This window comes from Pseudomonadota bacterium, assembly GCA_039196715.1.
GTDB lineage: Bacteria > Pseudomonadota > Gammaproteobacteria > CALCKW01 > CALCKW01 > CALCKW01.
In genome coordinates, this window is the sequence record JBCCUP010000014.1 from 63,098 (window position 1) to 75,132 (window position 12,035).

Below are 12,035 nucleotides of genomic sequence, written 5' to 3' on the forward strand. Positions count from 1 at the left end.
GACTGTACCGGAACCGATCACGCTCGTCGCCCTGTGGGCAACGGCCCGGGGGCAGGCCACCGCCACGCACGCGTCACTCATTTGCCACGGACACCGCCCAGCGCGGTCATTCTCTCGAGCAGGGTGGATTGGAACGATTGCATCAAGCGCGACGCCGGGCGGTAGTCCGGGGTCAACACCGACACGCGGTAACCCACCACCGGCTTGAACGGGCGGAAAACCAGGCCCGCGTCGTCGCCACGGTTCAGCCGGTAACTCTCGACCGCGATGGGGTCGACAATCGCGTAGGCGACACGCTTCTCGACGTAGGTCAGCAACGGGATGAAATACTGCGTCGTGAACTTGATGTTCAGTCGGCAACCAGTGTCGTTGAACACCCGCCGGGTGTTGGTGTGAATCTCGTGCCCCTTGTACAGGGTCGCCAGCGGCTTGCCGTCGAGGTCCTGCGGCTTGATCACGCGCTTGGCCGCCAGTGGGTCGCCCTTGGGAATCGCGCAGATGCAGGTGAAGTGAAACACGCGCTCGGACACCAGCGACGTGCTGTCCACCTTGCCGACGGCGTGGTCAGCCAGACCGAGGTCGTACTGCTGCGCTGCGACCAGTTGGAACACCGCCTCGGAGCTGCGCGAGATCAGGCTGCACTCCATGTCGGGTTTTTCCAGCGCGAAATCGGCGACCATGTGCGGCAGCAGGAACACCGAGGGGCCCGGCATGCAGACGATGTCCAGCCGCCCGCCCTTGAGGGCCTTGATGCCCTGCATGTTCTTGCGCAACTGGTCGATGCGGCCAAGCAGCTCCGAACACTCCTCCTTGAGGTAGTGCGCCTCGGGCACCGGGTGCAGCCGGCCGTTGCGGCGCTCGAACAGTTTCATGCCGAATTCGGCCTCGAGGCCCGCGATCAGGGCGCTGACCGCCGGTTGGCTTCGGTTCAGGTTGCGTGCGGCTTCCGACACCGAGCCCGTCAGCATCAGTTCATGAAAGGCCTGCATGTGGTTGATTTTCATACGGGAATAAACATCAGAAAATCCTATAGATATAAAGATTATTACAATTTGCATTGATATTATCAGCGCCCTACCCTGTGGTCTTCCGGCGCGGTTGCCGGACAGTGGCTTCACGTGATGCCTTTCCACAGGAGAACCAAGCAGTGAAAACCGTAAAGACAGTCATGGGCGCGATCGCGCTGGGCGGTGCGTTGATCGCGAGCACCGCGTCACACGCGGCGGACCCGACCTTCTTCCGCATCGGCACCGGCGGCGCCGGCGGCACCTACTTCCCGATCGGCGGCACCATCGCCAACGGCATCTCGGCACCGCCGGGCTCGCGCCCCTGCGACAAGGGCGGCCAGTGCGGCGTGCCCGGCCTGATCGCGATCGCGCAGTCCACCACCGCCTCGGTGTTCAACAACGCCGCCGTGCAGAACGGGGAACTCGAAGCGGGCCTCGCGGCCGCGGACGTCACCCGCTCGATGTACCTCGGCGAGGGCAAGTTCGAGGGCAAGGCTCACCCGAAGTTGCGCATCGTCGCCAACCTCTACCCTGAAGACCTGCACCTGGTGATGCCCAAGGGCGCGAGCATCGACAACCTCGGTGACCTCGCCGACAAGCGCGTCGGCATCGCACAGGCCGGCTCGGGCACCCAGGTGGCCGTGCTGCAGATGCTCGAAGCCTGGGGTGTCACGCGCGACAACATGGACGAAGCCGAGCTCAACAACAGCCAGAGCGCCGAGCGTCTGGCCGACGGACAGCTCGATGCCTACTTCTACGCCGCGGGCTGGCCGGTCGCTGCCATGGTGCAACTCGCCTCGACCAAGGGCATGAGCCTGCACTCCTTCAGCGAGGACGACCTCGCCAAGATCAACGGCATCATCCCCGCCTACATCCCCTCGAAGATTCCGGGCGGCGTGTACGAGGGTGTCGATGCAGATATCATGACACCGGCCGTGAGTGCCATGCTTGTTGTTTCTTCGGACCTCAGCGAAGAGCTGGTCTACGGCATCACCAAGGCCCTGTGGAACAGCAACACCCGCAAGCTGCTCGACAACGGCCACGCCAAGGGTAAGCAGATCACCCCTGACACCGCACTCGACGGCGTCGAGGCACTCGGCGTGCCGCTGCACGACGGTGCGGCAAAGTTCTACAAAGAAGCCGGCTTGATGTAACCACGCCCCAGCAACCGGCTGGCGCAATGCCAGCCGGTTTTTCCGTCCCCGATACAGAGAACACGCTCCATGTCGGACAGCACATCCGCCGAGAACTCACATGAGTTGACTGCCGAAGAGCTGGCAGCGATAGAAGAGAAGTATGACGAGGGATCGGCCACCCGTGCCGTGGGCGCACGGACCGCCATGGTGTTGCGCGCGGTCGCCATCGTGTTCGGTGTCTACCACTACATCACCGCCGGTTTTGGCCTGCCCGCAGACCATTGGCACATGGGGTACCACCTGACCGGGCTCTTCATTCTGACGTACGCGCTGTTCCCGATCTTCAAGACGAAAAACGCGTTTGCCCTCAGGGCCAGCGCCTGGCGCGTCGGCAATATCCCGGTTTACGATCTTGCGCTGATGGCCTTCGGCGTGCTCGCCTCGCTCTATGTTGGCCTCGCCTGGCGCGGAATCGCGTGGCTCGGCATCGACGAGCAGACCTTCCGCATGGGCAACCCGAACGGCTACGACGTGTTCTTCGGTGTCGTGATCATCGTGCTGGTGCTCGACCTCGCGCGACGCACACTCGGCTGGGTGCTGCCCGCGATCATCTGCGTGTTCATTTCCTACGCGCTGCTCGGGCCGTATTTTCCCGGCATCCTTCAGCACCCGGGGGTGAAATTCAACACCTTCGTGTCAAGCATGTATTTCCCGCAGGAAGGCATCTTCGGCGTCACCCTCTGGGTGGTCTCGACGATCGTCTTCCACTTCGTGCTGTTCGGCGTGATCGCCCAGCGCACTGGCCTCGGCCAACTCTTCATCGACAACGCCACGATCCTCGCCGGGCGCTACACCGGCGGACCGGCAAAAGTGTCGGTCGTCTCCTCGGCTTTCTTCGGCACCATCTCGGGCTCGTCGGTGGCGAACACCGTGTCGACCGGGGCGCTGACGATCCCGAACATGACACGCCTGGGTTACCCCGGCCACTTTGCCGGCGGCGTCGAGGCCGCCTCCTCCGCCGGCGGCCAGATCACGCCACCGATCATGGGCGCGGCGGCGTTCATCATGGCGGAGTTCCTCGAGGTGCCGTACACCACGATCGTGATCGCGGCGATCTTCCCGGCACTGCTGCACTACGTGGGCGTCTTCGCCGTCGTGCACCTGATGGCCCGGCGCTTGAACCTGCAGGGCCTCTCGCGCGACATGCTGCCGAAGTTCAAGGCCGTCTGGGCCGACGGCTGGGCCAACATCATTCCGCTGGTCGGCCTGCTGGTGGTGCTGTTCTCGGGCTACACCCCGTTCATGTCCGCGTTCTGCGGGATTTCACTCGCGATCATCGTCGGCATGGCGCGCTACCGCAGCCCACTGACCCTGGTGTACCCCGCAGCGTTCATCGCCTTCGTCGTCTGGAAGTACCTTGGCGGCGGCTTCGAGTTCGGCATGGCGGCGCTGCTGTGTGCGGTCTCGGTCATCGGCACGCTGAACCCACAGAAACGCATCGAGATCCCCGAGATGTCGGCCGCGGTCGAACTCGGCGTGAAGTACGCGCTCGCCGTCGGTGCCGCCTCAGCGGCTGTCGGCATCGTGGTCGGCGTGATCAACACCACCGGTGTCGGCTTTCGTATCGGCTTCATGGTCACCAGCGGGGCCTCTGCGCTCGCCTCGGACATTTTCAGCTACGTCACGTTCGGCGGCCTGCTCGAGGTCATCTCGGTCGAAGACCTGCAACTCTTTCTGTCGCTGTTGTTCATCGCGATCGCCTGCATTCTGATGGGCGCGGGCATCCCGACGACAGCGCTCTACATCATGTTGGTCTCGGTGGCTCAGCCGGCGCTCGCCCAGCTCGGCATCCCGCCGATTGCGAGTCACATGTTCGTGCTCTACTACGGCGTGGTGTCGGAAATCACACCGCCGGTTTGCACGTCGGCCTACGCCGCCGCGGCCATAGCCAACGCCAACCCGTTTCGCACCGGCATTTCCGCGTTCACGCTCGGCCTCGGCAAAATCGTGGCACCCATGGCGTTCGTCTACGCCCCCGTGCTGCTGTTTGTCTCCAGTACCGGCTTCGATTTCGTCGAGTTCTCCTACACTGCAACGAGTTGCATTGTTGGCGTCATCGCACTGTCTGCAGCCGTTGTGGGCTACTGGCTCGCGCCGATGAATGCGATCGAGCGGGTGCTTGCAGCGGTTGCCGGTCTGGTGTGCATTGCACCAAGTTGGCAAGCGGACCTGGTGTCGTTGGCGATTCTGGCGCCCGCCGTGATCTGGCAAGTGGCCAAACGCGGCCAAGTCGCACCCCGACGCCGTCCCAGGCTGACAGATGAGCAATGCTGACCACCCGTCCTCGGACGTCACCATCGTCGGCGCCGGCATCGTCGGCATCTGCTGTGCGCTGTCGATTCTCGAGACCGGCAAAACCGTGCGCCTCATCGACCGCGCAGCACCGGGCCAGGCCACGTCATTCGGCAACGCCGGTGTGATCTCGCCCTGGTCGATCATTCCCCAATCTGTGCCGGGCTTGTGGAAAAAGATCCCTGGCATGCTGCTGCGTGAAAACGGTCCGATCTCGGTGCGTGTCCGGCACTTGCCCAAACTCATCCCGTGGGGCCTGCGCTTTCTGAGGAACGGGACAGCGGAGCAGGTTGCGGCAGCGGCCACGGCGATGGACACACTGAACCACGCCAACGTCGACCTCTACCGCAAGCACCTCGCCGGCACGGGCCACGAGGCGCTGGTGCAGGACAGTTGGTACGTGCACGCGTTTCGCGATCCGCGCAAGGCGTCCACCGCCGACCTCGGGTACCGCATCCGCGCCGAGCACGGTGCCGAGCTCGAACGCATCGGCGCGGACGAATTGCACGCGCTGGAACCCGCCCTCTCGCGCGAGTTCAAGGCGGCAGTGTTGATCAAGGGGCAGGCACGAGCGGTCTCACCGGGCAAGATCGGCGAGGTGTTGAGTCAGAAGGCCATGGCACTCGGTGCGACGCTGCACCGGGCCGACGTGACTGCGCTGACGCACAACGCGGACGGCACGTGGTCGGTGCACACCGACACAGGCACCGTGTGCGCACCGCAGGTGGTGGTCGCCGCCGGCGCCTGGTCCGTCGACCTGCTGAGACCGCTTGGGCTGGATGTGCCCCTGCAGGCCGAACGGGGCTACCACGTTGAATTCCCCACCGCCGGCATCGAGGTCAACAACTCGATCATGGACACCGACATGATGGCGGTCGCGAGCGCCATGGAAACTGGCGTCCGCGTTGCCGGCACGGCGGAATTCACCGACCGCGACGCGCCGCGCAACGAGAAGCGGGTGCGCGAACTGGCCACCATTGCCAAACGCCTTTTCCCCGACCTCGACACCGACGGCATGACGTCCTGGATGGGGTCTCGGCCGTCGTTCCCCGACAGCCTGCCGATGCTCGGTGAGTTTCCCGATCGGCCGGGCTTGTACTCGGCCTTCGGCCACAGCCACTACGGCTTGATGATGGCTCCGAAGACCGGGCAGATCCTGGCTGATCTGGTCAACAACACGGCGCCAAACACCGACCTGTCGCCGTTCAGCGTCACCCGTTTCGAGGCGTAGGCGACGGCGGCACGGCGGCCCGCATCGTGACACTGGTCGGGCGGTCGAAACCTGCGTGCGCTGTTTCGCGAACGACCTCGAATCCAAGTCGTTTGAAGGCAGTCTGATTTTCCACCAACTCGATGCGCACCTCGAGCTCCAGGAAGGCGAACCCACGCGTCGCCGCCCTGGCACCCGCGAGTTCAACAAGGTCACGCGCGAACCCCCGGCCGCGGTGGGAATCGGCCACCGCGAGCTTGCCCAGGTAGAGCGCGTCGCTCCGCGGCGTCAGCACCACCACGGCGTCGGGTCTGTCTCCGATGCACCAGACCTCGCCGACGTCACACAGGGTGCGCAACGCGACGATGTCGAGCCGGTGCACCGATGAGGGCGGGTCGATGCGCCCGTCCATGTACGCGAAACTGTGGTGAACCAACGCCAGCGTCGCACCGAGTCGGGCATCATCCGCTCGCATCCGGTACGCCACCCGACCCGACGCCACGGTAACCGGTGCGCTCACGCGCTGTCCGTCTCTCGCGTTCGACGCATGTCCGCACTCAACAACAGAATCAACGCGACCAGCGTGATGAGAACGCCGACATACAGCCTGGCCTGCTCGTGTACACCCAGGAACAGGCCGTGGACAAGTACCCAGCTCGGCACCAGGTAGGTGTAGGCCATCACCTTGCCGGGGCTCAATCGCGGAATCGCCACCTGTATCAGGTAGAACGTACCGGCCGTCGTGAACACACCAAGGTAGAGCGCCACCCACCACACCAAAGGAGACAGGCTCGAAAATTCGGTTTGCAGCGCCTCGGGCAGTGCGTACACCGACGTCACGACGAGGGCGCCGAGCACCGTGCCCAGTGCGGCGGTGTAGGAGGACACCCCGGGTGCCAACCGCCGCGTGGCACCGGGCACTGCCGCGTGTGCAGCCGCCCCGACCAGGAAGATCGCCTCGCCGGTGCCCACTTCAAACGCCAACACCTTGTCGATGTCAGCTCGGAAGATCACCCACAGGGCGCCGAATGCCCCGATGGCGAGGGCGACAAGGGTCAGGCTGTCGGCGCGCTGGCGATTGAGGAGCCAACCGATGGCCGCGGCCATGAGCGGCGTCAGCGTGAACACCGCCGAGGTTGCCAAGGAGCTTGTCAGTCCGAGCGCCACGAACATGGTGATGAAGTAGACTGACATCAGGCCACCAATCACCAGCCAACACCAGGCCTCGGACAATCGGAAACGAGACCGCACACCGCATGTCAGCCCGACGCCCGCGAGGGTCGCCGCTGCAATGACAAAGCGCAAGGCTGTCAACACACTCGGCGCAATCTCGTTGGCGACCAGACTGCCGAACGTGAACGACAGTGCAACCAGCGCGGAAAAGGCCAACATCGCCGCGTGTCCCACCACGGCGGCCCTGCGCTCCATCGACACGCTCACGAGCGAGAAGAGTGGCCCGCGCAGGCGCCTGCGCAGGGCCTCCGATCCGTCGGCGCGCGGTGCACCCGTGCGCCTCAGCTGAGTGCCGGAATGACGGTGTTTCCGTAGGTCGAGATGATGTTCTCTTCGTCGCCGTTGTCGAGGTAGATGTTGAACTGCGTGATGCCCACCTGCTCGAGTTCCTTGAGCTTGGCGATGTGATCCTCGGCCGTGCCGAGCACCGCGAAACTGTCGATGATGTCGTCGGTGATGAAATCGAGAAACGCGTTGTCCGATTGCCCGTGCTTGGCGTAGTCGTAGCCCTTGCGGTCCTTGATATACGCCGTCAGCGACGGCGGGATGTCGTCCCGGTCGGTGCCGTACTTCTCGACGATATCGGCCACGTGGTTGCCGACCATCGCCGGAAACCACCGCGTGGCCTCGCGACACGCCGCCATGTCGCCCAGGAACGCCGGTGCCGCCGACATGACACGGTACCCCGACATGTCGCGACCGTTCTCCTTGCCTGCGGCAATCGCCTGGTCTGCCAGCCACTTGCAGATCGCCGGCTCCGCAATCTGCAAAATCAACCCGTCACCCATGCGGCCTGCACTGTTGAGGGCCTTGGGGCCGTAGGCCGCAACCCAGACGGGCAATTCGTAGCCATCGGCCCAGGGGAACTGGATGGGATTGGGCACGTCGCCGTACTGGCGTTCCTCACCCCGCACCAGCCCTTTGACCACGTCGATGAACTCGTCCATCTTCTTGAGCAGCGCGGGCTTTCGTCCCATCACGCGCACAGCGCTGTCACCGCGTCCGACACCGATGTCGAAGCGACCGCCCGATTGCTTGGCCAGGCTGCCGAAGAGCGAAGCCGCTGCCGACCACTCACGTGTGTTGGGGTTGGTCACGCACGGGCCAAAGCGCATGTGCTCGGTGTGTTCCATGCACATGGCCATCGCCGGGAAGCTTTCACGCCAGAGAATGTGGCTGTCGTAGAACCAGCAATAGGTGAAGCCCGCTTCCTCGGCGAGCTTGACGAGCTTGCGCGCGCGGTCCGGCTCAGAGAAGCCTTTAAAGGTGATTCCGAATTCCATGATGTCTCCTTCAGGTTCAGTGGTCAGGCGCCCAAATGCGAATGCCCGCGTGGCTGAAAGGCACCGCCTTGGAGATGTTGATACGGATGAGGATGGGCGTGATGGCCTCGATGCAGCGCGCCGCCTCTGCGTCCCCGGCATTGTAGGCGGTGACCCCGAGTGACTCGATCAAGGCCATGACTTTCTTTCGCGGCTCCAGCTTGTTGCCACACACCAACACGTCGCAGTTCAGCGTGGCGTCGAGGTCGTTCAAGGTGTGGGCCGAGACGTTGTGCAGCGCGCCCACCACCGGCACGTCGTCGCCGAGCAAGGCTTGTGCAGCCTCGGTTGCCGAGCCCTCCTCGGGCATGTCGACTTTCTTCGGGTCGCCCTCTTTCAAGGGCACCACAATGTCGACGAGTATTTTGCCTGTCAACTCGGCCCGCAGCGCTTCAAGCGTCGCGTTGTGCCCGGACCAGGGCACGGCAAGCAACACGATTTCATCCGCTGCCCGAGCCGCCCCTGCATTGTCTTCGCCGGTGATTGCCGCCGCCCCCGGCGGCAATGCCGCCACCAGGTTCGCAGCCACGTCGGCAGCCCGCGCACCGTCACGCGAACCCAACACCACGGGCACACCGGCCCGTGCAAAGCGTTTCGCCAGGCCCTGGCCCTGCGGCCCGGTGCCGCCAATGATCGCTATTGTCATCTGAACATGTCCTCTTCGCTCGCCCTGAGGATGTCCCGCGCACGGGAGTCATCGACAGGATTCCAGTTAACGCCTCGTATCCGCACCAGTGGGGTCTTGCTGGCCTTGCCAATCACCAGGCCTGATGCCGCGGCCAGTTCGTCGGCCAGGGCAGGTTCGGTGACCGCCAGAGTACGACCCCACGCGTCAACACCGCCGACCAGCGACACCTTGGCGGGCACACGGTGAAGGCCGATGGCAACGTTGACCTGCCCCAGCCGCCACGGGCGGCCAAAGGTGTCGGTCACCACCACGCCGATGTGCACACCGAAGCGCGACTCGAGCGCCTTGCCCAGCCGCTTGGCACTCGCATCGGGGTCATCCGGCAGGGTAACAACCGTGCCGGGTTCGGTGTTTGACTCATCGACCGCCGCGTTGGCGGAGATGTGCCCCAACCGGTGTTCGCAGATCATCACGCCTTCGTTCTGACTCGGCCGCCGAAACTGGCGCACCACACGTGTCGACTGACGCAGGATCACCTCGACCTTTTCCGGGCGTTTGTTGAGCTTGCGCGCAATCACCAAAGCTTCTTCGGATGGCGTCACGCTGTCGAGATCGATGACGTTGCCCTCACACTTCGAGACCACTTTGTGCGCCAGGCACAGGATGTCACCGCGCTCGAGGCCGCCGTCCTCGACCAGGCAATCGCCCAGAATCGCCGCGAGGTCATCACCCGAGGTGATGTCGGGCACACCCGAGACCGCGGCAAGCTGGGTGAGCGCAGTCACGGGCAAAGCTGTGCCACGCCGGGCACGCAGACCCGGGCGCGATCGAGGCACACGGCCGTGTCGATGTCGTACGCGAGGCTGTTCAGCGGTTTCAGATCGACGCTCAGCCCACGTGAACGGGCTTCGACCAGGTGCCGTTGCGCCGAATGCGCACCGTACCGAAACGCGATCGCGTGCGGCGGGGACACCACCAGCGCATTGGTGCCGTGGTCCTCGGAAGGGCAAATCGCCACGGCAGCGGGGGATTGAAGCAGATCGACCAGATCGTCCACTTCGGGGGTTCCGAGATCCGCTGGCAAGACACACAGGCGATCGTAGCCCGCCGCCGTGGCGTAGTCCGCCGCACACGACACGGCACCGGACAGATCGGCACCGCGCGGCTCGTCGATCACACAGCACCCGTGTGCACGGGCCATGTCCGCTGCCACGGCGCTGCGCGTTACCACGGACAGGTCGGCCTTGAGCCGCGGTCTGGCCCGCTCGAGAAACTGCAGCGTTCGCTGGTACAACAGACACACGAGATCGATGCGCTCGGCGTGCGACAGGCACGCGGCCAGGCGGGTTTTCGACGCGCTGGGCGCCTTCATCGGCACGGTCAGCAAGGTCCGGGTCATGCGGCCCCCTCACCCGTCACGGGCGGCGCTCGTGACGCAAGGATGTCACGCGCCAGCCGGGCCTTTGCCGCGGCGTCCGGCATGAAGATATCCGTCAGTCGCACCTGCACCCCCAACTCCCGGATGTCCGATGCCAAGGGTGCGTCCTGAGAGTCAATCACCATGCAGTGGACGATGTCGTGATACAGCCGTGCCACACCGAGGGCGTCGGCGCGGTGCCCCAGGCTGGCCAACATCCGGTCGGCGGGACCCTTTACCACCTTGCCGGCGATCAAGGGTGACACGGCCATCACCGGAGCACTCGCCGTCAGCAGCGCGTCGCGTATGCCGCGCACGTTCAGAATCGGGGCAACGCTCACCAGCGGGTTCGACGGTGCGATCACGATCAGGTCCGCCGCGGCCAGAGCGGCAAGCGCGTCGGGTGCTGCGGTTGCATCTTCGATACCCTCGTACTCCAGCTCGAGCACGTCGGGCGCGCAACGCTCGCGGACAAAGTACTGCTGGAAGCTCAGCCAACCCGCCGCCGTGCGCACCCGCGTCTGCACACGGTCGTCGGTCGGCAGCAGCACGCGCGCCGCGATGCCGAAGCGCGCCGCGATGTCCGCTGCGATTGTCGAGGGACGATCGCCGCGCTGCAGCCGCATCGTCCGGTAGATGTGCAGGCCGAAATCCCGGTCGCCGAGGAACATCCAGGTGTCCTCACCGAGTTCACCGAGCACATCGAGCGCGCGTCGGCCCTCGTCCGCGACGCCCCATCCCTGGTCGCGATTGATGCGCCCCGAGAGCGTGTACAGCAGGGTGTCGATGTCGGGCGACACCCAGAGGCCATGAAATGCCTCGTCATCGGCCACGTTGCCGATGATGCTGAGCTCGACGTCGTCGAGCGCCGCAAAGCCCTCTGCCATTTTTGCTCCACCGACACCCCCGGCGAGCAACACCACCCGCGTCACAGCGAACACTCCGGCACCGTGCGCAGGAAGCGCAGCGGGTCCACGCTGACCCGCCGTTCCACCAGGGGCGCTAGCGCCTCGGGGTCGTGGTTGTCAAAAACCTCCTGGCACTGGTACAGCGTGTTGCGCCGCACCGGCACACGCCCGGCAGAGCGGATCAGCGTGCAGAGCTCACGCGCGGTGATCTCCTGACCGTGCGCGGCGCCCGCCGCGCGTGAGATGCTCTCGTTCATCAAGGTGCCGCCGACATCGTTGACGCCTTTCGCCAACAGGTCGCGTGCGCGTTCGGCGCCAAGCTTGGTCCAGCTCACCTGGATGTTGTCGATGTAGCCCGACAGCATGATTCGCGACACCGCGTGCATGAGATCGACTTCCTCGCGCGTCGGACCCGGTCTGACCCGCTCGGGGTTGTTGGTGTAGAGCGGGCTCTCGGTGTGCACGAAGCTCAGCGGCACGAGTTCGGTGAACCCACCGGTGTCGCGCTGGATGTCGCGCAACAACGCAATGTGTGCCGCCCAGTGCTCGGGCCCGTCGACATGACCGTACATGATGGTCGCCGAGGTCGGTATGCCGACGGTGTGCGCGGTTCGTATGATGTCGACCCACGCCGCCGCACTGAGCTTGTTGCGGGTCAGTTGTTTGCGCACGTCGTTGTCGAGGATCTCGGCCGCCGTGCCCGGCATCGACCCCAATCCGCACGCCTTCAGCTCGGTCAGGTAGTCGCTGTAGCTTTGCTTGGTTTTCGCTGCACCGAACCAGACCTCGAACGGCGAGAAGGCGTGGATGTGCATACCCGGC

12 protein-coding genes are annotated in these 12,035 nt (G+C 64.7%); 3 read left to right on the top strand and 9 right to left on the bottom strand.

All coding sequences use genetic code 11. The annotated features are described in order from the left end of the window. Positions 1-77: 77 nt before the first annotated feature. Positions 78-1,004 carry a LysR substrate-binding domain-containing protein gene (locus AAGA11_07435; protein ID MEM9602679.1) on the bottom strand — a complete coding sequence of 309 codons (927 nt, stop codon included), beginning with the start codon at positions 1,002-1,004 and terminating at the stop codon, positions 78-80. Between the two features lie 164 nt (positions 1,005-1,168). Here AAGA11_07435 and AAGA11_07440 point away from each other — a divergent pair, with 164 nt between their 5' ends. From AAGA11_07440 to AAGA11_07450, 3 genes are all read left to right on the top strand, one after another. After that, a complete protein-coding gene (locus AAGA11_07440; GenBank protein MEM9602680.1) occupies positions 1,169-2,161 on the top strand; it encodes a TAXI family TRAP transporter solute-binding subunit in 993 nt (330 codons plus the stop codon). Positions 2,162-2,230: 69 nt separating this feature from the next. Continuing rightward, on the top strand, positions 2,231-4,477 hold the full coding sequence (locus AAGA11_07445) for a TRAP transporter permease (GenBank protein ID MEM9602681.1): 2,247 nt from the start codon (positions 2,231-2,233) through the stop codon (positions 4,475-4,477). Next, positions 4,464-5,726 (top strand): FAD-binding oxidoreductase, encoded by a 1,263-nt coding sequence (locus AAGA11_07450; protein MEM9602682.1) that lies wholly within the window; start codon positions 4,464-4,466, stop codon positions 5,724-5,726. The genes AAGA11_07445 and AAGA11_07450 overlap by 14 nt, the downstream gene beginning before the upstream one ends. Here the strand turns inward: AAGA11_07450 and AAGA11_07455 are convergent. The 8 genes from AAGA11_07455 to AAGA11_07490 form a co-directional block, all read right to left on the bottom strand. Further along, entirely contained in the window at positions 5,707-6,225 is a 519-nt protein-coding gene (locus AAGA11_07455; GenBank protein ID MEM9602683.1) for a GNAT family N-acetyltransferase, read from the bottom strand. The two genes, AAGA11_07450 and AAGA11_07455, sit on opposite strands and share 20 nt — an antisense overlap. Then, positions 6,222-7,133: a DMT family transporter gene (locus tag AAGA11_07460; GenBank protein ID MEM9602684.1), complete on the bottom strand. Its 912-nt coding sequence runs from the start codon at positions 7,131-7,133 to the stop codon at positions 6,222-6,224. Before AAGA11_07460 ends, AAGA11_07455 begins: the two co-directional genes overlap by 4 nt. An 86-nt stretch (positions 7,134-7,219) precedes the next feature. Next, complete coding sequence (locus tag AAGA11_07465; protein ID MEM9602685.1) at positions 7,220-8,221, bottom strand: TIGR03842 family LLM class F420-dependent oxidoreductase; 1,002 nt, start codon at positions 8,219-8,221, stop codon at positions 7,220-7,222. Between the two features lie 16 nt (positions 8,222-8,237). Then, positions 8,238-8,906, bottom strand: a complete 669-nt coding sequence (gene npdG, locus AAGA11_07470) for an NADPH-dependent F420 reductase (protein MEM9602686.1) — start codon at positions 8,904-8,906, stop codon at positions 8,238-8,240. Then, entirely contained in the window at positions 8,903-9,673 is a 771-nt protein-coding gene (gene cofE / locus AAGA11_07475) for a coenzyme F420-0:L-glutamate ligase (GenBank protein MEM9602687.1), read from the bottom strand. Before cofE ends, npdG begins: the two co-directional genes overlap by 4 nt. Continuing rightward, positions 9,670-10,287: a 2-phospho-L-lactate guanylyltransferase gene (gene cofC / locus AAGA11_07480; GenBank protein ID MEM9602688.1), complete on the bottom strand. Its 618-nt coding sequence runs from the start codon at positions 10,285-10,287 to the stop codon at positions 9,670-9,672. Before cofC ends, cofE begins: the two co-directional genes overlap by 4 nt. Beyond that, positions 10,284-11,237 carry a 2-phospho-L-lactate transferase gene (cofD, locus tag AAGA11_07485; protein MEM9602689.1) on the bottom strand — a complete coding sequence of 318 codons (954 nt, stop codon included), beginning with the start codon at positions 11,235-11,237 and terminating at the stop codon, positions 10,284-10,286. The genes cofC and cofD overlap by 4 nt, the downstream gene beginning before the upstream one ends. Then, positions 11,234-12,035: CofH family radical SAM protein (locus AAGA11_07490; protein ID MEM9602690.1), on the bottom strand; the 802-nt coding region annotated here is incomplete at its 5' end. The genes AAGA11_07490 and cofD, both read right to left, overlap by 4 nt.

Excerpts from the sequence above, each read along its gene's own strand:
- AAGA11_07435 (MEM9602679.1), bottom strand. The coding sequence starts at position 1,004 with ATGAAAATCAACCACATGCAGGCCTTTCATGAACTGATGCTGACGGGC.
- AAGA11_07440 (MEM9602680.1), top strand. The coding sequence starts at position 1,169 with ATGGGCGCGATCGCGCTGGGCGGTGCGTTGATCGCGAGCACCGCGTCA.
- AAGA11_07445 (MEM9602681.1), top strand. The coding sequence starts at position 2,231 with ATGTCGGACAGCACATCCGCCGAGAACTCACATGAGTTGACTGCCGAA.
- AAGA11_07450 (MEM9602682.1), top strand. The coding sequence starts at position 4,464 with ATGAGCAATGCTGACCACCCGTCCTCGGACGTCACCATCGTCGGCGCC.
- AAGA11_07460 (MEM9602684.1), bottom strand. The coding sequence starts at position 7,133 with ATGGAGCGCAGGGCCGCCGTGGTGGGACACGCGGCGATGTTGGCCTTT.
- AAGA11_07465 (MEM9602685.1), bottom strand. The coding sequence starts at position 8,221 with ATGGAATTCGGAATCACCTTTAAAGGCTTCTCTGAGCCGGACCGCGCG.
- npdG (MEM9602686.1), bottom strand. The coding sequence starts at position 8,906 with ATGACAATAGCGATCATTGGCGGCACCGGGCCGCAGGGCCAGGGCCTG.
- cofC (MEM9602688.1), bottom strand. The coding sequence starts at position 10,287 with ATGACCCGGACCTTGCTGACCGTGCCGATGAAGGCGCCCAGCGCGTCG.